Annotated in this window: 20 protein-coding genes and 1 tRNA gene; 4 read left to right on the top strand and 17 right to left on the bottom strand. The window is 64.7% G+C overall.

Annotated elements, in window-relative coordinates:
- Positions 1-272 precede the first annotated feature (272 nt).
- The 4 genes from EV191_RS31015 to EV191_RS27425 all read right to left on the bottom strand — a co-directional run bounded on the left by EV191_RS31015 (position 273) and on the right by EV191_RS27425 (position 3,763).
- Positions 273-653: a WhiB family transcriptional regulator gene (locus EV191_RS31015; protein WP_165913124.1), complete on the bottom strand. Its 381-nt coding sequence runs from the start codon at positions 651-653 to the stop codon at positions 273-275.
- Between the two features lie 650 nt (positions 654-1,303).
- Positions 1,304-1,921, bottom strand: coding sequence for a hypothetical protein (locus tag EV191_RS27415; RefSeq protein WP_132880682.1), 618 nt, complete (start codon positions 1,919-1,921; stop codon positions 1,304-1,306).
- A gap of 661 nt (positions 1,922-2,582) precedes the next feature.
- Positions 2,583-3,563: a tyrosine-type recombinase/integrase gene (locus EV191_RS27420; RefSeq protein WP_243659280.1), complete on the bottom strand. Its 981-nt coding sequence runs from the start codon at positions 3,561-3,563 to the stop codon at positions 2,583-2,585.
- Positions 3,564-3,690: 127 nt separating this feature from the next.
- Positions 3,691-3,763 (bottom strand) — tRNA-Ala (locus EV191_RS27425).
- Positions 3,764-3,998: 235 nt separating this feature from the next.
- Between EV191_RS27425 and EV191_RS27430 the strand changes: the two genes are divergently transcribed.
- Positions 3,999-5,336: a phenylacetate--CoA ligase family protein gene (locus EV191_RS27430; protein WP_132880686.1), complete on the top strand. Its 1,338-nt coding sequence runs from the start codon at positions 3,999-4,001 to the stop codon at positions 5,334-5,336.
- A gap of 103 nt (positions 5,337-5,439) precedes the next feature.
- Positions 5,440-6,309 (top strand): glutamate ABC transporter substrate-binding protein, encoded by an 870-nt coding sequence (locus EV191_RS27435; protein ID WP_132880687.1) that lies wholly within the window; start codon positions 5,440-5,442, stop codon positions 6,307-6,309.
- On the opposite strand, the gene EV191_RS27440 is transcribed toward EV191_RS27435, so the two are convergent.
- The 5 genes from EV191_RS27440 to EV191_RS27460 all read right to left on the bottom strand — a co-directional run bounded on the left by EV191_RS27440 (position 6,296) and on the right by EV191_RS27460 (position 13,076).
- Positions 6,296-7,552, bottom strand: a complete 1,257-nt coding sequence (locus tag EV191_RS27440; protein WP_132880689.1) for an MFS transporter — start codon at positions 7,550-7,552, stop codon at positions 6,296-6,298. The two genes, EV191_RS27435 and EV191_RS27440, sit on opposite strands and share 14 nt — an antisense overlap.
- Positions 7,549-9,126 carry an AbgT family transporter gene (locus EV191_RS27445; RefSeq protein WP_132880691.1) on the bottom strand — a complete coding sequence of 526 codons (1,578 nt, stop codon included), beginning with the start codon at positions 9,124-9,126 and terminating at the stop codon, positions 7,549-7,551. Before EV191_RS27445 ends, EV191_RS27440 begins: the two co-directional genes overlap by 4 nt.
- 29 nt (positions 9,127-9,155) lie before the next feature.
- On the bottom strand, positions 9,156-10,484 hold the full coding sequence (locus tag EV191_RS27450) for an amidohydrolase (protein WP_132880693.1): 1,329 nt from the start codon (positions 10,482-10,484) through the stop codon (positions 9,156-9,158).
- A gap of 62 nt (positions 10,485-10,546) precedes the next feature.
- On the bottom strand, positions 10,547-11,401 hold the full coding sequence (locus EV191_RS27455; protein WP_132880694.1) for a helix-turn-helix transcriptional regulator: 855 nt from the start codon (positions 11,399-11,401) through the stop codon (positions 10,547-10,549).
- 43 nt (positions 11,402-11,444) lie between these two features.
- Positions 11,445-13,076 carry an AMP-binding protein gene (locus tag EV191_RS27460; RefSeq protein WP_132880696.1) on the bottom strand — a complete coding sequence of 544 codons (1,632 nt, stop codon included), beginning with the start codon at positions 13,074-13,076 and terminating at the stop codon, positions 11,445-11,447.
- Positions 13,077-13,386: 310 nt separating this feature from the next.
- Here EV191_RS27460 and EV191_RS27465 point away from each other — a divergent pair, with 310 nt between their 5' ends.
- On the top strand, positions 13,387-13,797 hold the full coding sequence (locus tag EV191_RS27465) for an effector-associated constant component EACC1 (protein ID WP_132880697.1): 411 nt from the start codon (positions 13,387-13,389) through the stop codon (positions 13,795-13,797).
- A 2-nt stretch (positions 13,798-13,799) separates the two neighbouring features.
- Positions 13,800-15,269: a caspase family protein gene (locus EV191_RS27470; RefSeq protein WP_132880699.1), complete on the top strand. Its 1,470-nt coding sequence runs from the start codon at positions 13,800-13,802 to the stop codon at positions 15,267-15,269.
- 7 nt (positions 15,270-15,276) lie between these two features.
- Here the strand turns inward: EV191_RS27470 and EV191_RS27475 are convergent, their stop codons facing one another.
- The 8 genes from EV191_RS27475 to EV191_RS27510 all read right to left on the bottom strand — a co-directional run bounded on the left by EV191_RS27475 (position 15,277) and on the right by EV191_RS27510 (position 21,439).
- The gene (locus EV191_RS27475; protein ID WP_243659281.1) at positions 15,277-15,900 is read right to left on the bottom strand and encodes a GNAT family N-acetyltransferase; all 624 of its coding nucleotides are present in this window, start codon (positions 15,898-15,900) and stop codon (positions 15,277-15,279) included.
- Positions 15,901-15,930: 30 nt separating this feature from the next.
- The gene (locus EV191_RS27480; protein ID WP_132880787.1) at positions 15,931-16,605 is read right to left on the bottom strand and encodes a class I SAM-dependent methyltransferase; all 675 of its coding nucleotides are present in this window, start codon (positions 16,603-16,605) and stop codon (positions 15,931-15,933) included.
- Between the two features lie 89 nt (positions 16,606-16,694).
- Positions 16,695-17,618 (bottom strand): LysR family transcriptional regulator, encoded by a 924-nt coding sequence (locus EV191_RS27485; protein ID WP_243659282.1) that lies wholly within the window; start codon positions 17,616-17,618, stop codon positions 16,695-16,697.
- A gap of 23 nt (positions 17,619-17,641) precedes the next feature.
- A complete protein-coding gene (locus EV191_RS27490) occupies positions 17,642-18,394 on the bottom strand; it encodes an SDR family oxidoreductase (RefSeq protein ID WP_132880702.1) in 753 nt (250 codons plus the stop codon).
- Positions 18,395-18,558: 164 nt separating this feature from the next.
- Positions 18,559-19,692: a methyltransferase domain-containing protein gene (locus tag EV191_RS27495; RefSeq protein WP_165913125.1), complete on the bottom strand. Its 1,134-nt coding sequence runs from the start codon at positions 19,690-19,692 to the stop codon at positions 18,559-18,561.
- Positions 19,689-20,642, bottom strand: a complete 954-nt coding sequence (gene tgmB, locus EV191_RS27500) for an ATP-grasp ribosomal peptide maturase (protein ID WP_132880706.1) — start codon at positions 20,640-20,642, stop codon at positions 19,689-19,691. Before tgmB ends, EV191_RS27495 begins: the two co-directional genes overlap by 4 nt.
- Positions 20,642-20,989, bottom strand: a complete 348-nt coding sequence (tgmA, locus tag EV191_RS27505) for a putative ATP-grasp-modified RiPP (RefSeq protein WP_165913126.1) — start codon at positions 20,987-20,989, stop codon at positions 20,642-20,644. Before tgmA ends, tgmB begins: the two co-directional genes overlap by 1 nt.
- A 216-nt stretch (positions 20,990-21,205) precedes the next feature.
- Complete coding sequence (locus EV191_RS27510) at positions 21,206-21,439, bottom strand: hypothetical protein (RefSeq protein WP_132880709.1); 234 nt, start codon at positions 21,437-21,439, stop codon at positions 21,206-21,208.
- Between the last annotated feature and the right edge of the window lie 144 nt (positions 21,440-21,583).

Raw genomic sequence — 21,583 nt, forward strand, 5'->3', positions numbered from 1 at the left:
GGCTCCACTGTCTCGGTCATCACAGATCCTTCCCACCAAGCTTGCTGCTCGGCGTGTCAGACCAAGACCAGATCCACCGTTAACCAGACAGTCCCAGCCCTGGGCATCAGGAAACGACCTTTCCCGAAGAGGAAGAGAATGGACAAACAGCAACTAGAAGTGCTCAGCACACCGCACAACAGTCAAACGATCAGGCCGTCTAGGGAACCCGTACTGAGGTGCCGCACGACCGCGCTTTGACTATCGATGAGGAAGCCACCTAGCGTGGGCCGTCAGCGTAGGCGGGCCCTACGCTGACGCTCGTAAGTGGCATGCGCAGCACGGCAGTCCGAACAAGGACAGCCATGTTTGGCGTAACGGGCGTTCGTTCCATGACTAGGCAGAACCTTCGGCAACGGCAACCCATGCCGCATCGCTAAAGACTCCCGCTGCTGCGGTGTCACACCGCCCCAGATTCCCCACGGATCCTGCGAACTCATCGCTTCGACAAGGCAGTCCGATCTCACCGGACACCCGCCGCAGACCCGCACGCATTCGGCTTGAACCACGGGATCCGCGCTATACCAATCCAGACCGGAATCTGACCTGCACGCCGCTAGGCGCCACCACCCTGAGCGAATACGCGTCGAAGTCGAGACGACTCGGCTCCGCAATAGCTTCGACCCTATTCGGTGATGGTGCCGCGACGGCGCGCACGTGAGCTAGCCAGAGCTAACCGCAGAAAATGTGCCCGACGCGCAGATGTGATGCGGCGAGATTGTTCCTCCGGCGACAGCGTTGCGTCTCGAACGTGAGCATCGATTCGCGCCAAGGCAGCATTTCTCGCAGGCGCTGTCCGCGCACGGCGATCAGCAGTCCGCGCCCACGACGCGTGCGCTGCGAGACGCGCTCGCACAGTTCGCTGCTCAGGCGTGAGCTTCTTCCTCATATACCCCTAGATAACACCGCGCCGCAGGGCGAGCTAGAGGTCATGGACATCAAGGAAACCCGCTTTCCCCACTAAGAAACCTCGACTCCGGGAACACCAGCCTTCTCACCCCGACCCAACGCAGGCAAGTAGGAGTAGCACACCTAGCCGTTAGTCTTGCCCACCATCACCAGCGCCGCCTCTCCGTATCAGAACAGACAGGACCTGCAGTGCTTCATACCGTCTGCCCTTCACCGGATGAAAGAGTGCGACCAGAACGGCAATACCCACATAGACCATCAACGCTAGTAGTACAACGACGGCGAACCAACCGAGCTGGGCGACGATGCCAATGATCGCGGCATTCAGGGACAACACGTTGCTACACCCGCCCGGCTATACAGCGCCGTATAGCAAGGACAATGTGGACCCATTCAGAATGATATCCCAACCGTGGCGATGCTCGCGCACTTGCGCACCAGTGATCCCGATCGTCGGTGCGGTAAGGCATCCGATGATGTCTTCCGGAAACGGATGCCTAGCCCAGCGCAACTCCCACCGGTTATCAGCGCCCCACAACGTAGACATATGCAAGTCGTCACGATAACCCCGGGGCTCGCGCCGGGCAGGTAGGAAATTCGACCACGCCATCCCCATATGCCATCGCCGACGAGGGTCGCGGGCATTGAGGCGAACGAAGAGGCCAGCCAAGATCGCCTGAATACCTTCGGACATTGCCGGAATCGCGCGCATTGCTGCCCGTTCGTCGTCCTGTAGCGGCAAATCGTCCGTGGCGTAGTGTCGCCGACTCCAGGCATCGATCCGCGACCGTCCAGTACCAACAGGTGAATACTCGACCTGCTGGCTGAACACAAGCCGTGCCTTCGATGGCAAGTAGACGACGTGGAAAGTGCCCGCATACAGATCACCGGCGACGACCCGAAGACCCGGAATACCCCGTCCCGGATACCCAGGTGACCCCAGGATGCGACCCACCACATTCTCGACCGCCATGGGGACGGTCGATACGAGAAGGTCGTAGCGAGCGGACAACGTCATTCCGTAAGAGAGGAACGCATCGACCTTCCGAAGCTGGCCAGGTCCCGGCTGCAGGCTTGGTACGTGCCGGTTCAGCAAATGAACCGCAAGGAAGCGCTCGAAGATACCGCTGGTCCTCGGTGCACTCGTCTAAACCGATGGTGCCGTCGCGACCGACACCTCGTTCAGCGGACACTTGGCACTCGTCGGTAAAAGCACGACGCTGATTAGCCAACTTACGGCGTGACGAGTTGGGCATACGTGATCCATCTCCGCGTCCCGGCCCGCTTACATGGTCACGACACAACCGAACTACCACATGCGCACGTTGGGTGCCCTACACCCTTACGCGTTCTCGCGACTGCTGCCGGGCGCAACGCCGCTCAACGCCTGCGCGACCCGCACGCGGACCGCTCCTCCCAATGAAGGAGCTACGAAAACTAGCACAGACGTCCATAACGCGCACCTCACTACCAACCAAGCAACGCCAACCGCACTCAGCTGCCGCAATACGAGCTTCGCCCACATCCACAACAGGCGACATCCACCCGGCACCATCAGCCACATCCAGCCGTACGCCACGGTAGCCAGCGCGTCCTGCTCCCGCTCCTGCACGCGAGAGCAGGACGCGTGCCGGTTATACCCGGCTACCCAGGTCCAGCGAGCGGTGAGCTTCCTGGGCACGAACCTCGGCCGCACTCGCCCCGTAATGCCGCAACATCTCGCGCGAACTCCAGCCCATCACGGCCATCAGGTCCCCCTCGTTACCGCCAGCCAGTTGCCACTCATGCGCCAATGTGTGCCGCAAACGATGTGCGTGCATGTTCTCGATTCCTGCCATCCGACCCCGCCGCCGCAACATCAACTTCACCCCATTCGGACTGAACGCGCGACCACCACGCTCGGCCAACCACAACTCCGGGAGCTTCGAGCCAGCATGCTTCGCCCGCGCCCGGAGGTAACGCACCAACGCCTGCCCCGTCTTCGGGCCAAACGGCACCACCCGCTGCTTATCGCCCTTCCCATGCAGCAACACACAATCGCGCTTCTGATCCACCCCATCCAACGGCAACAAGGCGACCTCGCTCAACCGACCACCCGTGTCGAACAACAACCGAATAATCGCCAGGTCCCGCCGATCAATAAACGACTTACCCGAACACGTGGCCACCAAAGCCGCCACCTCATCATTCGACAACACAGGAACCAGTTTCGTCGAACCATCCGGCTGCGACATCCGCTCCATCGGATGCCGCGCCATCTCCTCCTCCTGAACCAGATAGTTGAAAAACTGCTGCACACACTTGTACTTATTCAACGCCGTCGACACCGACCGCGTCTCAATCATCCACGCCACAAACCACTCGACATGAGCCTTCGCCACATCAGTCGGATCCTCCGCCGCATCATCATCCGACAGGGCATCAGACCCAGCGCCGCACGACACGAGATACCCCGGCAGATCCACCCGCAGAAACTCCGCCAACTGCGTGACAGCCAACTGATAGTTGTAACGCGTCGTCTGCGGACGATTCCGCGCCCGCAAACTCCGATCCCACTCATCCAGATACGAACACCACACCGACGCCGCCGGACGTGGTAGATCCTGTTTAGTCAAATCTGTCCCCATAGGGCCAGCCTCCAGTCAAGGTGTCACCGAGCGCTGTGCTTGACTAGACGAGCAACCCCAGAGCAACGCAAAAAGGGCCCTCACAGGCTCTGACCTGCGAAGACCCTTCCGACTGTGGAGCTGACGGGATTCGAACCCGTGACCCCTTGACTGCCAGTCAAGTGCGCTACCAACTGCGCTACAGCCCCGCCACGCGGCGGTGCTCCCGACCGCGTAGGAAGAACAGTACCGGATCGTCGAGTCCGCCATTCTACCGGGGGTCACTCAGCGTTTCAGCCGGTCACAACGACCCACTCGGCCGACCCACGGCAGGCCAGCCGACCGGCTCCAGAGGCCGAACTCGCGCCAAATCGACCAAACGATCACCTCGGTTCTGCCCGCGATACCTTTCGCCACCGCACGTCAAGGTGCTAGACCTCATGCATGCTCCTCGACGACGTCGCGTTCCCCGCGGACACCCCGGTGTCCTTCGTCGAGCCCGACGCCGAAACCGCCAGCCCGCGGCGGCGCCGGCAGCTTCAGGAGCGCCGCCTCAGCGGACTCATCGACCGCTTGCTCGCCGCGGACGGCGTACAGGCCGCCCGGCTTCGCGACGCCGGCGTCTCGGCCGGCGCCGACGTACACCTCGCGGACCTACCCAAACTCCCCCTGCTCAACCGCCGTGACCTACTCGAGCACGGCTCAGCCGGGTTCTACGCGGTAAGCATGCGCGAGGTCGCCTGCGTCCACGGTTCCAGCGCGCAGTACGGCACCCCGATTCGCGTGCCCTACACCACCACCGACGTGGAAATCTGGGCGAAGGTCATGGCCCGCGCGCTGGGCGGTGCAGGCACGCACACAAAGAGCATCATCCACAACGCGTACAACTATGGCCTGTTCACCGGCGGCATGGGCGTACACCACGGCGGTCTGCGGATCGGCGCGAACGTCCTCCCCGCCGCGAGTGGCACCCCGGAGCGGCAGGCCAGGCTGATCATCAATCTGCGCCCCGACGTGCTCTGCTGCACCCCTTCGCATGCGCTGGCGCTCGGCGCGGCCCTCCACTCCGCGGGCGTGGCGGACAGCCCGCTGCGCGTCGGCCTGCTAGGCGCTGAAATGTGGACAGATCGGCAGCGACTGGAAATTGAACGCATACTACGCATCCGTGCGTTCGACGTGTACGGACTGTCCGAAGTGATCGGGCCAGGAGTGGCCGCCGAATCGATTGATTCCGGCGGCAAACTCAATATCGCCGAGGACCACTTCTACCCCGAGGTGATCGATGAATCCGGCGCGGTCCTACCACCCGGCGTGCGCGGCGAGCTGGTGTTCACCACGCTCACCAAAACGGGCATGCCGCTGCTGCGCTATCGGACGGGCGATATCGCCACGCTGTTCGAACCGCCCGACGGCGCGGCCCGCACCTTGCGCCGGATGAGTCGCGTCGTGGGCAGGCGAAGCGACCTGCTCAGTTGCGGCGTGTTCCCCTCCGATGTGGAGACGGTGCTGCTCGCCGACGGCCGAGTACGCCCGCACTATCTCCTCGTCGAGGATCGCCGCGGCAGCACCCCGGAGCTGTACGTCGCCGTCGAACCGGCCAGCGCCGCGACCAATCCCGCCGACCTGGGCCGCGACCTGGCGGTTCTGCTTCGCCAGCAGCTCGATATCCGTGCCCAACCCCGGGTGTATCCCCACGGTGAGCTACCTCGCGCGGCCACCGGTAAGCAGCTCAGGCTATACCGCTGGTCCGCAGGGGAACCGCCCATCCCGGGCTTGACCTGAGCATTCCGGTAGCTACCAGCAGAGAATTCCGTGAGCAAGACCATTGGCCCAATCAGGTGGCGCTGCGTACCCTAACGGCGCAACGCGCGCCCTGGAGGATCCGATGACCCCGCTACGTGCCCAGGCCGGTCGCACCGCGCGCCGGCGGCTCGGCCTCGCCGCCACCGCGCTGGTCGCCGCACTACTCGCCGCGGCCTGCTCGGCCAACGCCGACGAGCCAGCCGATTCGCTCGTCGGCAAGGCCAATGACGCCGGCGCGCTCACCATTGGCACCCGCCTCGACCAGCCCGGCGTCGGTCTACGCACGGTTGACGGCAGGTACACCGGCTTCGATATCGATGTCGCGACCTATATGGCCAACGAGCTGGGCGTCGACAGCGAGAACATCCAGTGGAAAGAGATCACCTCGGCCACCCGAGAATCGGCGCTGACCAGCGGCGAGGTCGATATGGTCGTCGGCACCTACTCCATCACCGACGAACGCAAGCAAGAAGTGGCCTTCGCTGGCCCGTATTTCGAGACCGGTCAGGATCTGCTCGTCCGGTCCCGAAGCACGGACATCACCGGGCCCTCCGCGCTGGACGGCAAGCGGCTGTGCTCGATCAAGGGCTCAACCCCGGCCGAACGCGTGAAAGAGGAATTCGCCCAGGACGTCCAGCTCGTCGAGTACAACCGTTACACGGACTGCATTCCGGCGCTGCTCACCGGCCAGGTGGACGCGATGACGACGGATGCGGTCATCCTCGCCGGCTATGCCGCTGACAACCCCGAACTACTCCGGGTGGTCGGCGAGCAGTTCTCCGAGGAACGCTATGGAATCGGACTACGCAAGGGCGACAGCGAAGGCCGGGAGGCACTGAACAAAGCCATCGAGAAGATGATCACCAGCGGCGCCTGGAAACAGTCACTCTCCCGCAATATCGGGCCAGCCGAGTATCCGATTCCGCAGCCTCCCAAGATCACCGAACGCTAGCCTTCGCGGCGGCCGGCAGCGTTTCCGGCGCGGGCAACCACACGAGGACGGCCACTGCGGCGACCGCCGCACTGAGCGTGAACGCGGCCCCGTACGACAGGTGTTCGGCCACGACACCGGCCAGCAACGGCCCGAGAATCGCGCCCACATCGGCGGCCATCTGATAACCGGCGAGCACTGTGCCGCCCCGCGCCTTCGACCCGAGTACATCCGCGACCGTCGCGTTCTGCGCCGGATTGACCGCGCCGGCCCCTGCCCCGGCCACCAGTGAGGCGACGAAGAAGAACCACAGCGTTCCAGACTGTCCAAGCAGGACAGTTCCGATAGCGAGCAAGGCAAGCCCGGAAAGTACAAGGGGCTTACGCCCCCAGGTATCCGCCAGCCGGCCAGCGATGGTCAGCACGACGACGTTGCCGACCGCGAAGATGGCCAGCGCGATCCCCGAGGACGACTCCGACTCCTGTAGTACCGCGGTGACGAACAACGGAATCAGCGACACCCGCACCCCGATGACCGTCCAGCCGTTCGAGAAGTTCGACGCCATCGCCGCCCGGTAGGCCCGATTCCGTAGCGCCGCACGCAACGTCAGGGCGCTGGCCGTATCGGCGTCCTGACGCCCGGCCAAGGTCGAATGCCGCAACAACGCCCATACCAGGACCGTCACCACCAGCAGCGCGGCGCCATAGCACAGGAACGGAGCGCGCAGTGACACGGCGACGAGCCCACCGCCGAGCGCGGGGCCGGCGATATTGCCGAGCAGGAAGCTGGTCCCCCACAACCCGGAAACCCGACCACGCAAATGCTCCGGCGCCATCCTGATCAGCAGGCCGACGGCGGACACCGTGAACATGGTCGAACCAACACCGGACAGCGCCCGGAAAATCAACAGCTGCCAGTAGTTCACCGCGAACGCGCACGCGATGCTGCCCAACCCGACGACCAGAATCCCGATCAGATAGATCGGCCGCTCGCCGAACCGCGTGACCAGCCGCCCACTGGCCGGCGCGAACGCCAGGCGCATAAAGGCGAACGCGCTCACCACCACCGATGCCGCGGTGATACTCACGTCGAAGCTCACCGCGAAGGTAGGCAAGGCGGGCGCGACCAGTCCGTACCCGAGCGCGATCAGAAAACTCGCCGCGACAAGTACCCAGATCTCCCTGGGATAGGCACGAAACCCGCCACGCACCTGCCCAGCACTGTCCTGTTCGGCACTGCCATCGGGCGCGATTTGGTCGCTCATTCCACCCTAATACCCATTCCTGGACCCAACGGCAGGTCCGCGAAGTAGAACACGGTGAGGATTACCGCCCAGACCACCCAGAACGGCACCACAAAAGGAACCATACGCGCGATCACCGTGCCCAAGCCCGCTGCTGGCTGGTAACGGCGTACGTATGTGAGCAACACAATCATGTACGGGTTCAGCGGCGTCATCACCTGCGTGGCCGAATCGCCGATCCGGAATGCCGCCTGGGTCAACCCCGGCTCCATCCCGATCAGCAGGAACATCGGCACGAACACGCTGCCGAGCAGGGTCCACAAACTCGAACCGGAGATGATGAACAGGTTGAGGAATGAGGCGAGCACCATGAAGCCGAGGAGTGCGGGAAATCCAACGAGCCCCGCCTGCTGCAACAGGTTCGCCCCGGAAACGGCGAGCCAGGAACCGATGTTCGTCCAGTCGAACAGCGCGATGAACTGGCCGAGCACGAACGCGAGCACGATGAACCCGGTCAGCGAGCGCAACGCCTGCCCCATCAACCGGGGCACGTCCGCGGCCTTGGTGATCTCGCCAATAGCGACGCCGTAGACGACCCCGGGCACGAAGAATCCGATGAACACCAGGGTTACCACCGAATCGAGCAAGGGCGACTCGGGCAGGAACCCGCCGTCCTCGTTGCGCATCGGCGAGCCGGGCACCAGCACCAGTACGAGCACCGCGACAATGGCCGCGAGCAGGCTCCAGCCAGCTCTGCGCAGTCCCCTCCGTTCCGCCGGGTCCAGCTCGACCTTGAGCAGCGCGTCGACGTTCGTGCTCGACTGCCCGGAATCGTCCTCGGCCACCTCGTCGCGGGGAAACTGGTTGCGCTCCAGGCTCGGTTCCACGACCTTCGCGATGATCAGGCCAGCGATCAGCGCGAGCGCCACCGATGCGACGACGTTGAAGAAGTAGTTCGACACCGGTGTGACCGCGGTACCCGCCTCCGGCAGGGTCTGCGCGACACCGTTGGTGATACCCGCGAACAGCGCGTCCAGACTGGTTACCAGCGGCGAGGTCGAGTAGCCCGCGCCGGCTGCCGCGAAACCGCCGATCAGACCGGCGACCGGATGCCGCCCCGCCGCCTTGAACACCATCGCGGCCAGCGGCGGGATGATGATGAACGCCGAATCGGACATCACCGACCCGGTGACACCGATAAAGCCGAGCGCGTACGGCAACAGCCATTTCGGTGCTCGACCGAAAGCGACCCGGATGACCGCGGCGAGCAGGCCGGTCCGTTCGGCGATACCCACGCCGAGCATGATCGTGAGCACCGTCTGCAGCGGCGGAAACTCGATGAAGTTCGAGGCGAGACCGCCGAACATGAACTGCAAGCCGGCGCCGGTGAAGGCGCCGTTGATCGGGGTCGGCTCGTCCTCGCCGGGAATCATGACGGTAACCCCGAACGCGGCCAGCACGGTGGACACCACCGCGAGCAGCAGAATGAGCAGCACGAACAGGATGAACGGTTCTGGCAGCCGGTTGCCGGCTCGCTCGATCCAGTTCAGCATCCGGTCCAGCCGGCCAGGGGTGCCACGTTCGACTCGCGCCATGGTCGGTTACCTCCCGCTCGCCTGGCTTACTAGGAGAAGAACTCCGGGACATTGAGTGGTCCGCCAGCGGTGTTGAACTCCTCGTGTACCGCGGCTCGCAGGGCATCGTCGGCAAGATAGTCGGCGACGGTCAGGGCGAGCCCGAGCGAGCCGTCGACAACCGCGCGGTCCCCGGCAGCTGAACCGGCCGCGGCGGCGAAATCGCTGGTGTGCAAGGCAATCTCGGGTTCGGATACCGCGATCATCGGGTGGATGGCCGGCATGCGGTAGCTCAGATTGCCCAGGTCGGTGGAACCGGTGAGATATTCGGGCACGATTCCCGAGGGCAGCGGCTGCCGGCCGGTTGGCCGCTGATTGACCGCCCACCGACCAGCCAGCGCGTGATTGAACCTGATCGGTAGGTACGCCGGCTGCTGATCCCAGGAGAGCTCGAATCCGCATCCGGTCAGCTCCGCCGCGCCGCGCGCGATCCGGGCTAGCCGGTCGGCCAGGTCCCGTAGCGTTTCCGGTCTGGCGGACCGCAGATAGAACAACACGGCCGCGCGCTCGGGAACCACGTTCGGCCGCGCGCCACCGTCAGTGAACACACCGTGCACGCGATCACTTGGCGGCAGATGCTGGCGCAAGGCCGCCACGCCTTGGTAGGCGGCCACCGCGGCGTCCAGCGCATTGCGACCCATGAAGGGCTGCGCGGCCGCATGCGCGCTGACCCCATGAAAGACCATCTCCAGCTGACGACGTCCGAGAAACGGGTGGGTCGCGATGTCGTGGGTGAACGGATGCAGCATCACCACCGCGTCCACATCGTCGAATATCCCCGCGCGGGCCAGGGTTTCCTTACCTCCCCCGCCTTCCTCAGCCGGGGTGCCGATCAGCGAGATACGCCCGCCGAGCTGGTCGGCTAGCGGAGCGGCGCCGAGGAAGCCGCCGAGCGCCGTGGCGCAGATGATGTTGTGTCCGCAGCCGTGTCCGATCCCCGGCAGCGCGTCGTACTCGGCGAGCACGGCGATATGTGGCCCAGCCGTACCAGCGCTGGCCAGCAAAGCCGTGTCCAAACCGCCGATACCGATACGCGCCGGATATCCCGCGTCGGCAAGCCGTTGCGCGAGCGCGGCGACGGACCGGTGTTCGGCGAACGCGACCTCGGGATTGGCGTGCAGCTCCTGGCTCAGCTCCACCAGCGTCGAACGCTGACCGTGCACGTACTCGCTGACCGCGCCGCGCAGCTCGTCCGGGGCGCCCGCGTACGGCGATTCGATCGGCTCGGCGGCTTCGATCAGCCGCAGCGTTTCGGTGTTCAGCGCGCGTAGATAACCGCTGTCCGGTGGCACGGGAACTATGTGATCGTCGGCGCTCATGGGCGCACTCTAATGTCCGATTACCCCGATTGACACCAGTTCCCACGGGTTGCGCACGAGAGCTATGGAATGATCCCGAATCGGCGGGCGGCCCGGACCGCTTCGACACGGTTGCGCGTGTCGAGTTTGCGCATCGCGTGCTTCAGGTAGGCCTTGACGGTGGACGGGACCACCCCGAGCCGTTCAGCGATCTCCGCGTTGGTCAACCCGCACGCCGCCTGCGCGAGCACGTCCACTTCCCGCCGGGACAGCACCGGCGCGGACATGTGCTCGGTCGACGTGCGCTGGCCAGGAACCCGCGCGCACAGCCGCTCAAGGCGTTCGCGCAGCGCGACGTCCGAGACGGTCGCCGCGATCGCCCGCAGCTCCGCGTAGACATCGCGCAGTTCCTCCTGCGCGCCAGCAAGGCTGTCGGTCGAGGTCAACTCCGCGACTCGGCGGTTCACCTCGTCGGCGACCAGCAATTCCGCCTCGAACCCCCGCACCGCGCGCTGCGCGGCCGCGACGACATCGTCGCCGAACGAGACCGGGGTGCGCAGTGCCCCGTAGAGCACCGCGCGGGGTTTGCCACGTGGCGCGATCGGCAACGCGAGCACGGCACGCAGGTTGGCCGCCGCGACATGCCAGTCGTAGTGGTGGGTGATGCCGCCGGCACATTCGTAGTCGACAACGGTCGCCGGGCGAACCATCGCCAGCACCTTGCCACCGAGACCAGTCCCGGCGACGACGCCAAGCCCGGCCAGCGGTTCCATGCCGTCCCCGGAGAACGTATCGATCAGCACGTGTTCGTACTGCCGTACCGAACTGGTCGCGCTCACGCTGCCGCCGAAGGTGACATCCAGTTCGGTCGTATCCCGCACCTGGTGCAGTAGCGCCGCGAACCCATCCTGATCCGGCTGCGGGTCAACGTCGTTCACGGCTGCCTCATCTCACCCATTGGCTTGCCGAACCGCCAAATGGTCAAGCCCTGTCGAGCAGGTCCACGGCGACCGCGCGCATTTCCACTTTGCGAACCTTGCCGGTCACGGTCATCGGGAACTCGTCGACCGTATGCACGTATCGCGGAATCTTATAATGCGCGAGCTGACCCGTACAGAATTCGCGCACTGCCTCGGGCGTCAATGGCGCAGCACCTTCGCGCATCCGGACCCAGGCCATCAGCTCTTCGCCGTACTTGTCGTCGGGTACCCCGATAACCTGTACGTCCTGGATGTCCGGATGGGTGTACAGGAACTCCTCGATCTCTCGGGGATAGATGTTCTCGCCGCCCCGGATGACCATGTCCTTGATCCGACCGGTGATATTCAGATAGCCGTGCTCATCCATCACGCCGATGTCACCGGTGTGCATCCAGCGCGCGGAATCGATCGCCTCGGCGGTTTCCTCGGGCTGGTTCCAGTAGCCGAGCATCACCGAGTAACCACGGGTACAAAGCTCACCCGGCACGCCACGGGGAACCGTCAGCCCGGTGACCGGATCGATCACCTTGACCTCGAGATGCGGCCCGACCCTGCCGACGGTCGAGACGCGGCGCTCGATGGTGTCGTCCGCCCTGGTCTGGGTGGACACAGGCGAGGTCTCGGTCATCCCGTAGCAGATTGCCACCTCGGTCATGCCCATCCGCTCGATCACCTGTTTCATCACCTCAACCGGGCACGGCGAGCCGGCCATGATCCCGGTGCGCAGGCTCGTCAGGTCGTACTCGCCAAAGTCATCCTCGGCAAGTTCGGCGATGAACATCGTGGGCACGCCGTACAACGAGGTACATCGCTGCTCGGCAGCCGCCCGGAGAGTGGCTTTTGGTTCGAACGCCGGCGCGGGAATCACCATGCACGCGCCGTGGCTTGTCGCCGCGAGATTCCCCATAACCATGCCAAAGCAGTGATAGAAGGGCACTGGAATGCAGATCCGGTCCGCTTCGGAATAGCCACACAGCTCGCCGACAAAGAAACCATTGTTCAGAATATTGTGGTGGCTGAGCGTGGCGCCCTTGGGAAAGCCCGTGGTGCCCGAGGTGTACTGGATATTGATCGCGTCGTCGGCGGACAGTGTCGCGCCGATCTCCGCCAGCCGTGCGCGATCGGCGCCGCGACCGCGCGCGAGCAAGGCGTCCCAGTCGCTGCCGCCGATGACCACGACGTGTTCCAGATTCGCGCAACGTGGCCGTACTTCCGCGATCATCGCGGGATAGTCCGACGTTTTGAACTTGTCCCCGCAGAGCACGGCGCGTACTCCGGCCTGGCCCAGCACGTATTCCAGCTCGTGCGTCCGGTAAGCCGGGTTGATGTTCACCAGCACCGCACCGATCTTGGCGGTGCCGTACTGCACGAGAGTCCATTCAGCACAGTTCGGCGACCAGATACCAACCCGGTCACCTTTACCGACGCCGAGTTCGAGTAGGCCGAGCGCGACCGCGTCCACGTCCTCGGCGAACTCGCGATATGTCCAGGCGCGGCCGGTAAAGGTCTCCACGATCGCATCGCGATCGGGAAACGCCGCGACCGTTCGGTCCAAGTTGGCACCAATGGTGTCGCCGAGCAGCGGGACCTCGGATATGCCTGACGCGTAGCTAATCGCCGTCTCACTCACCATGGGTCGCATCCCTCCATTGCCGATGCGCTGGAACCCGCACTATCGCCCTGGTCAGCGCGGGACGGCAATCCCCCTACCTACTAAAGGAGGTATCTACCGCGACCGTTCAGCGGACATACCTAAAGTGATGACTACACCACATAATGTGCTCGACCAGTAGTCGAGCTTGCCCACTGTTGCTACCGTAGCCGGGCAGTTGACCACCGTCCACGGAGCGATTTCGTGCTGAAACCAGCCCTGGCCTTGATTGCCGCAGCCCACGGCTGATCGACTCACCGGAGTTTGATCACATAATCAAGGACGACACAGCATGCATACAGCGCAAGTCGCGATCCGGATCGACCATCCGGCGACGGGCGAACCAGTGGACACCGAAGAGGAGCTTCGGCAACTACTCGCCTGGTTTCGCTATGAGGACGCGTTTCGCGGCCAGGTGCGACTCGACACCTTGCCCACCACGCCGCACCAGATGGGTGCCGGCTGGGTGGATGCCATTGTCGGTGGCGTGTCCAGCGGCGCCGCGGGCGCGCTTGTCGCTTCCGTGATCGCCTGGGTGGAACGTCGGCGTACCCGTGACAAGGGCGGCGCCGTCACCATCGAATTCAGCACGGACGACGGTAAACAACTGCGGCTCAGCTGCGACTCGACCACCGCGGCCGCCGAGCTCCTCGACCAGGTGCGCACTTTCTTCGATGACCCGAACGTCGGCGCGGACGAGTAACCATGGTCGCCCCGGAACCACCCACCTTGCCGCGCGCCGAGCTGTCCCGCGCCCTGCTCGTCGGATCCAGTCGGTTCCACGACGACACGATGCACGACCTTCCGGCCGTGGCCCGCAACATGACCGCGCTGCACACCGCGTTCACGCATCCCGAAGCGGGAGTGTTTCACCCGGAGCGCTGCGCCGTGCTGCACAATCCGGGAAATCCGCGTCAGTTCATCGAGGCTGTCCGGAGTACAGCCAGACAAGCCCAGGACCTGTTGCTCATCTACTACGCGGGGCACGGGATCCGACACGAAATCCGGGACGATCTGTACCTCGGGCTACCGGATACCGACCCGTACATTCTGGACGGCACCGCGGTCCCCGTCGAGTGGATCAGGGAGCAGTTCAGCAACTCGCCAGCTCGCACCAAGGTACTCATTCTCGATTGCTGCCATTCCGGGATGGCGCTGACCACCGGCTGGATGTCCACGGACACCATCGCGCGGCGTGATATCGATATTCGCGGGACGGCGGTCATCGCTTCCGCTCCGCCGAACGGTCGATCGAAATCACCACCGGACGCGCGCTATAGCGTGTTCAGCGGCCAGCTGATCCAGCTGTTGTGCTCCGGCGCTCCCGGCGGTGACCCACTGACGGTCGGACAGTTGTTCAACTCGCTCGGTTCGGCCGTCGCGGAGCATCATCCTGAGCACCCCGCCCCGCAGGTGAGTACCCGAAACCAGGGCGGCGCGGTGCTGCTGCGGCGGCCGGCCGCTCCGTTCACCGTCGACGAGCCAGTTCAGCCGGGATACCCAACGTCCCCGGAATACCCCGAATCACCGGCGCATCAGGTCGTCATCGACGAGCCACCGCTGGTGGCAGAGCCTGCTCACTTCGACGAGCCAGCGCCGCCGTTGGCGGCTACCGACCAGCCTCAGTCGAACAGCCAGCTTCCCGCCGTCGAGCCGATGGCCCCGCTACGGGTCGCTGCCCCACCTGTGGTCTGGGTTTCCACGGCGGTCGGGATCCTGTTGCGCGGCGTGCTGCTGTTTTCCTTGGCTGTCTGTTTCGGCACCTTCGTGGGCGGCGCCTTCGGCGAATCTTCCGGCGGCAAGAGCACGGGTAGCCAGTTGGCCGCTTCGACGGTGTTCTTCGTGCTGAGTGTGGTGTGCGCGGCGCTCCTTTTCCTGCGTCGCTGGTGGTTGGTCCGCCGGTTCGGCGGACCACTACCGCTACGGGCGCATTATCCAAACCTGGTTTATCGATTCACCACCAGCGTTCGCTTCCGGCTACTGCTGTTCGGCACCGCGGTCGTGTCTGGCTGGACCGGGGTCAACCTGTTGAGCGGCCAGATCGTTGGCTTCGCGGACGACTCCACCGCCTATACGGATCTCTCGCTGTACACGGTTACCGTGGCGCTCAGCTTCGAACTCGCGATCGTTGCCTGCTACGGGTTGTTCCGCTCGTTTTGGTGGGGCCGGCGCTAGTCTCGCTTCACGGTGTCCACACCATGGTCTGCTGGTGCACCCGTCGCCCCTGGTAACGCAACCCGGGCACCGGCGGGGTCGGGCCGTGCGGGACGAAGCCCATCCTGCTGAAGAAGCGTACGGCCCGGACGTTCTCGGTCAGGGTTTGTAGATAGCAGCCGGGCGAATCGAGCTCCCTGAGCCGCCGCTGCCAGTGGGCGAGCAGACCTTCCGCGGCACCGGTTCCGCGCGCCGCTGGGGCAACGTTGATATGCAAATGCGCCGGCCAGCGACGATCGTTGAGCTCCCCGGACTTGGGCTGGCGCCGGATCGCCGCCGATAGCGAATCCGCCATCGCGCGCGCGAAGAACCGCACGGGACCACGCCGCAGGATCAACCGGTGATCCTTGATGGCTTGGGCCATCAGCTTGTCCTCGCCGGGGAACTTCGCACCGTCCACACAGCCGGTCAGGTACCCGACCAGTGCACCGTCGCGCACCGCGACGAACAACGACTCCGGTTCCAACTCGAGATACGGTTCCAAGTAGATCGCCGCTTCGGATTCCGGGTGCCCCCACAGCGATTCGGTTGGCGAACCCTCGCCCGCGACGCGGAACAACCGGCGCAACTCGGCATGGTCGGCCTCGGTCACCGCACGAATCTCCACAATGCCCGCCCTACGCTACCTACCCGCGACAATCAGCCGAAATCCGGCATCCCACTCATCGAGCGCAAACAGCGCGCGATGTCGATCGTACCAACGGCCACTGTCCAGATCGGCCCGTAGCCGCCGCAGACCGCGTTCTACCGCTTGTGGATCGGTCTGCGCGAGCGCCGAGCAGGATCGCCGGACCCGGTCGTCCAGGTATGCCGCGGGACGGCGCCAGTACGCGGGGAAGACACCATCGTTGTGATCCCACGGCACCGGCACGGGCGTAACACTGTCCGCGCCCAACACATCCGCGATATCGGTGGCGGACGGCCGGCCACGCTCGAGTTCCGCGATTTCCGGAACGTATTCCCGCACGAACCAGAAATCCGCGTGCCGCCGCGTGTCGTAGGCGAGCACCACCTGGCGTGCGGCGATCCGACGCAGCTCAGCCAGCCCGCGCCGCCAGTCCGACCAGTGGTGCACGGTAAGTACGGCAAGGGCGGCATCGCTGGCGTCGTTGCCGAGCGGCAGGGCCTCGGCGCGCCCGCGCACCGCCAGGCACGTGTCGGCCGCGCGCTGCCGGATCATCTCGCGGGCTGGCTCAATCGCGAGCACCGTCCGGCCTGCTGGCTCGTAGGAACCCGTGCCGGCGCCCACATTGATCACCGAATCGGCATCGCAGAGCGCATCGTTTATGGCGGCCATCCACCGTGGATCGGTGCGCCTGCCGATGGCGTAGCCAACACCGATGTCGTCGTAGAGTTCAGCGTGCGGCACGATCCCTCCGCCCATCATCACTGGCCGAGGCTGGCGAAGAAAGCGTCTCGCTCCGCCGAACTGGCGTGTTGTGGCCACAGCGCATGCATGGGCGCATAGGTCGGTGGTCGCAGCTCGATGACCCGCGCCTTGCCGTCGGCCGCCGGTCCAGCTTGCGCGGTCACGAAGGCGATATGCGCGGTGCCCACAACGGCGGTCACCGGAGGCGTGCCCTGGATCGGGTTGCGATAGGTGCGCGGTTCGAATCCGGCCTGCCGGCAGTGTTCGATGAGCAGATCGGTATAGCCGGATCTGCCGGGATGCCCCCAAACCACAATGGACTCGCCGGCCAACTCGGCTAACTGAACGGAATCCCGATCGGCGAGGCGGTGCTCGGCCGCCACCGCGATACGCAGCCGATGCTGGGTCACCGTACTGCGGGCGAGGCCCTGCTCGGCCGGCATTGCTCGGCACAGCCCAAGGTCGAGCTCACCGGCCAGCAGTTGCTCGGTGAGCTCGCCCGGGTAACGCTGGTTGACCTGAGTAGCAAGTTCCTGGTTCGTGGTACGCACTTGCTGTAGCAGTGCGGTGACCTCGTCACCGGTGATCGCCGGGGTGTGCCCGATCCGCAGCGTCTCCGTCTCACCGCGCCCGATCCGGCGGGCGCGCTGCACCGCCGAACTGGCCAGCCCGTGCAGCACCCGAGCGTCGGTGATCAGCGACTGTCCGGCGGGCAGCACGGTCACGAGATTGCCGCCACGGTCAAGTAGCTCAACCCCGACTTCCCGCTCCAACGCGCGGATCGAACTGGACAGCGCCTGCTGGGACAGGTGCAGTCGCCCAGCCGCTCGGGTGAAGCTCCCCTCCTCGGCCACGGCGATGAGATGTGCGAGCTTGTGCAGATCCAGACCCATTGCACCTCGAGTGTTCGCGGTTCCCGCCGTGCCGGCGAGGCTAGTCACCTGCCACCGTACGCACCTTCCGGCTATCGGGTCGTGTAACCGCCGTTCGGGAACATGGTCTGCCCGGTGAACCACCAACCATCCGTGGCAAGGAACTCAATGATCGGCGCGATATCCGCGATCTGGGTGAGCTGATTGCCCATAGCTTGCGATTTGTGGAACTCCACCCGTTCCGGGGTCTCCTGTGGGTAGAAGAACGGGGTGTCCATCGGTCCCGGTGCGACGGTGTTCACCGAGATACCCCGATCGGCGAACTCCTTGGCCGCGGCCCGGGTGAAATGCTCCAGCGGTGCTTTTCCGCCCGCGTAGGTGGCATAACCGTCAGTGAAAGCCGCCAGCAGGGACGTACCCAAGCTGATGATCTTGCCGTGGTCGTTCAGCCGTCGCCCGGCTTCCTGGATGAAGAAGTACGCTGCCTTGGCGTTGATCCCGAACATCCGGTCGTACTCGTCCTCAGTGGTCTCCAGGATCGGTTTGCGCAACACCATTCCGGTGGTGTTGATCGCGATGTCCACGCCACCAAAGCTGTCCACGGCGACGTCGAACAGCCGCCGGACGTCGGCTACCTGGGTCAGGTCACCTTGCGCGGCAACTGCTTGCGCGCCGGCCGCGCGCACCTCGCTGACGGTCCGGTCGGCGTCGTCGGCCGAGGAATCGCTGTGGTAATGCACCACGACGTTCGCGCCGGACTGGCCGAGCCGAGTGCTCAGCAGACCGCCGAGGTTCTTCGCGCCGCCGCCGATCACGACGACTTTGTTCCGCACCGCGTCAGACATATTCCCCTGCTTCCGTGTCTCGTCAGGTCCACAATCGACCGTCGATTGGCCGACGATTCGACTCTAGGAAACGAACCCGGCACGAGAGAAACAGAACTCTGCTGTAGCCCCACAAGAAGGACTGATACCCCGTGGTTACCGCCAGCTCGATGACCTCGCTGCGGCTATGAATCCGCGCCGCCGGCCCGCGTCGGCAAGTACCCAAGCGTCGGACCGTCTGGGTGGTCGAGCCAGACACGTTGGTCGTCCGCGGTGACGGTGAGGCCGAGCCGGTCCCAGCTGGGGCGGCCGTTGGTTTCCCAAACCAGAAAGGCTCGTTCGATCGCGTCCCATAGCCGAGTGGGCCCGGCCTGCATGACGATGCGCGGGGAGCTGTCGGTAATCGCAGTTTCCGACCACGACCCGTCCCGGGCGGACAACCGCGCGGCTACTGGCTGAAACTCGTCGTTCAACCGGTATCCGATGCCAACGGACGTGCCGAGTTCCAGGCATGCCATAAACCACGGGACAGGTTGCTCCCAAACGACGGCGGCTAGGGACGTCCTCCGCTGTGTTGCCCGGTCCGCAGCAGGGATAGCGGGTGGACGCGACCGGTTGGGGTGGCGCATGTCCATGAACCAGGCTTGGCCAGTGTCGAACCGGCCCTCGGCGATGTTGCCGCGCTTGTGCAGCAGGACCAGGTTCCCGGCCATAGCGTTGAGCTTGATATCGGCAAGTACGGCGCCGCCGTCGGCGAGTTGGTCGAGCCAGGCCTGGGGAATGCGGGTAACGGCGACGGTGGCGAGGACCCGGTCGAACGGTGCACGGTCGGGTATACCGTTGATCCCGTCACCGGTGCGCAGTGTGGGGTAATAGCCCAGCGACGCAAGCCGCTTTCGTGCGGTTTCGATGTAGTCGACGTCGATACTGGACACCCGTTCGGCACCGAGTCCAGCGCAGAGCAGCGCTGTGTTGTAGCCGGTCCCGGTGCCAATTTCCAGCACCGTGTCGTCGTCGCGAACGTCGAGTAGTTCGAGCATCCGCGTCATCAGGCCGGGCGTGGACGAGGAGGACACGCCCCGGCCGTCATCGTCGACGTCGGTGAACAGTCCGACATTGCGGTAGATCGTGGTCAACATTTCGTCGTCGACCACGACTCTGTGCCAGGTGCCGGCGTTGTCCTGCTCGAAGTATTCGGGCACGAACACATGTCGCGGGGTGGCGCGAAACGCTGCTTGCCAGCGTGCCGAGGTTAATTTGTCTTTCGCGATCAGCTCATCGGTCAGCCGGGCGAGTAACACTTCCCAACCGAGGTTCACGTTGCCCTCCCCATGGTGAGTTGGTCGGCGAGCTGGGCCGTGATCGATATTCCCGTCGCGTCTTCCAACCATCCGTACTGTCCACCGGCGTTCACTTCGAGGAACGTCCAGCCATCCGGCCCGACCACGAAATCGAGCGCACCGTAGAGCAAGCCCAGATCTTGCATCAGTTCGCGCACACCACCAGCGATCGATTCGGGTGGCTGGATCAGTTCATAGCTGAGGTTGTCATAGTCGGTACGCCAGTCGAGGTAGCCCGCTGCGGTGTTGGCGCGGATCGCCACTGCCGTGATCGCATCACCGACCACGATCATGCGCGCCTCGTAAAGCTTGTCTGCCCATCGTTGGAACAGGTGCGTGGTCTGGTCGATCCCGCGCATATCACTGAGGTCGGCGGCATCAAGCACACGGGTGTAGGCAAGTTTGCGCCCGCCGCATTCCACGATCGAGTTCGAGCCGAGCACCTTCGTCACGGTCGTGCCGCGCCCGGCGAACTGGCGCACTGACGTGGCCTCGTTGGTGATCATCGTGTCGGCCACGCGGAGGCCGTGTCGTTGGGCGAGGGCAAGCTGTACCGGTTTGTAGGCAGCGTCCGCCAACCGTGCCGGATGATTGATCCATCGCGCCGGTAGCGAAGTCAGTACGCCCCCTAGTCCGTACTTGGCTTCGAGGTTGGCGAACCCACGTTCAGCCGAGCTCATCCCGTCCGGAAACGTGTACGCCTTCGGGGACCGGAACCACACCGCTGTGATGCCGTCGAGGTCGACGGTGCGGTACGGCGTGCGAAGTTGCCCCGACCATCGGCCGCCGGTCAACTCAGCCGAGACACTGAGCTGACCGGGAAACCACGCGGTATCAACGCGATGCACGACGGCATCCCGTTCCCGCAGGGCGCACACCATCGCATCTGCGCTCGGATCGCGTTCGTCCGCGAGGATCAGAACGGACATCAGACCTGGAACGGTTCGTCGGGCACGAAGTCGTAACTGAAGTCCTCCGAAGGGCCTTCATCGCCATCGAGATTGGTCTTGTTCTTCACCGTGGGCGGACCAGCCTCGATCACCGGAGAACCAGCCACATCCACGGATAGCTGCATCCGGTGGTCGTAGCGAACGGTCCGGGCCACCTCGGCGGGGATCCGTGGCTGAGTGCGCATGCCCCGCAAAGCCCACGGGCGTACGTCGGGGCACGACGGTTCGTCGTAACTGACCCGATCGTATGGCGCACCGAGTGGAAACTGGGCGCTGTGCGAAGCCATCGGGTCCATGGCGAACTGAGCAAGGACTGCGGTCGACATCGTCATCCCTTCACATCAGGTGTTCTGTTACGAGATCGGAAAAGCAGCGCGTGCACGGCGCTCGCCGCGCGGGTTGCACGAGGATGGGCGGGATGCAGACCGCACCGCAGTCGGCGAGCCCGAACCGGCCGCCTGAGTGACGTATACGTTGTTCGTTACCTGCCGACACGCGGTGCAGCGTGTATCGGCTGAACAGGCCCGGCCACCCCGTGTCGCTCATGTCTCCGGCGAAGACTCGACAACGGCCCCCACGAGCGGGCGTCCGTCGAGTTCACCCGCCCTGGCGAGCATGTCCACGCCGAGCTGACGCAGGTGTTCGCCCACTTCGCGTAACGGTTTCGCGGGTAGCTCGCCGCCGTCCTGATGATGGAACAGTTCCAACGTGACCTTGCCGAGCTGCGTGTTTACTTGCATGACCCTGGCCAGCAGCACGCGGTCTTGTTCGATCATCGCCGCCCCCAGCAGGTGATCGGCTCGGGGTCGATCGGCAGCCGCACCCGAGTGACCGGCGGCCAACCGTGGGCCTCGTCCATGACGATGCGACGCCGCCGAGGTTTCTGGTTCATGCGGGTCTTCCCGCGTTGCCAAAGGCTC

This window comes from Tamaricihabitans halophyticus, assembly GCF_004340875.1.
GTDB classification, from domain to species: domain Bacteria; phylum Actinomycetota; class Actinomycetes; order Mycobacteriales; family Pseudonocardiaceae; genus Tamaricihabitans; species Tamaricihabitans halophyticus.

Coding starts and splice junctions, on each gene's coding strand:
- EV191_RS27435 (WP_132880687.1), top strand. CDS start 5,440: ATGACCCCGCTACGTGCCCAGGCCGGTCGCACCGCGCGCCGGCGGCTC.
- EV191_RS27460 (WP_132880696.1), bottom strand. CDS start 13,076: ATGGTGAGTGAGACGGCGATTAGCTACGCGTCAGGCATATCCGAGGTC.
- EV191_RS27450 (WP_132880693.1), bottom strand. CDS start 10,484: ATGAGCGCCGACGATCACATAGTTCCCGTGCCACCGGACAGCGGTTAT.
- EV191_RS27415 (WP_132880682.1), bottom strand. CDS start 1,921: ATGGCGGTCGAGAATGTGGTGGGTCGCATCCTGGGGTCACCTGGGTAT.
- EV191_RS27440 (WP_132880689.1), bottom strand. CDS start 7,552: ATGAGCGACCAAATCGCGCCCGATGGCAGTGCCGAACAGGACAGTGCT.
- EV191_RS27480 (WP_132880787.1), bottom strand. CDS start 16,605: ATGGCCGCCATAAACGATGCGCTCTGCGATGCCGATTCGGTGATCAAT.
- tgmA (WP_165913126.1), bottom strand. CDS start 20,989: ATGTCGACCGCAGTCCTTGCTCAGTTCGCCATGGACCCGATGGCTTCG.
- EV191_RS27510 (WP_132880709.1), bottom strand. CDS start 21,439: ATGATCGAACAAGACCGCGTGCTGCTGGCCAGGGTCATGCAAGTAAAC.
- tgmB (WP_132880706.1), bottom strand. CDS start 20,642: ATGTCCGTTCTGATCCTCGCGGACGAACGCGATCCGAGCGCAGATGCG.
- EV191_RS27490 (WP_132880702.1), bottom strand. CDS start 18,394: ATGTCTGACGCGGTGCGGAACAAAGTCGTCGTGATCGGCGGCGGCGCG.
- EV191_RS27465 (WP_132880697.1), top strand. CDS start 13,387: ATGCATACAGCGCAAGTCGCGATCCGGATCGACCATCCGGCGACGGGC.
- EV191_RS27470 (WP_132880699.1), top strand. CDS start 13,800: ATGGTCGCCCCGGAACCACCCACCTTGCCGCGCGCCGAGCTGTCCCGC.
- EV191_RS27445 (WP_132880691.1), bottom strand. CDS start 9,126: ATGGCGCGAGTCGAACGTGGCACCCCTGGCCGGCTGGACCGGATGCTG.
- EV191_RS27430 (WP_132880686.1), top strand. CDS start 3,999: ATGCTCCTCGACGACGTCGCGTTCCCCGCGGACACCCCGGTGTCCTTC.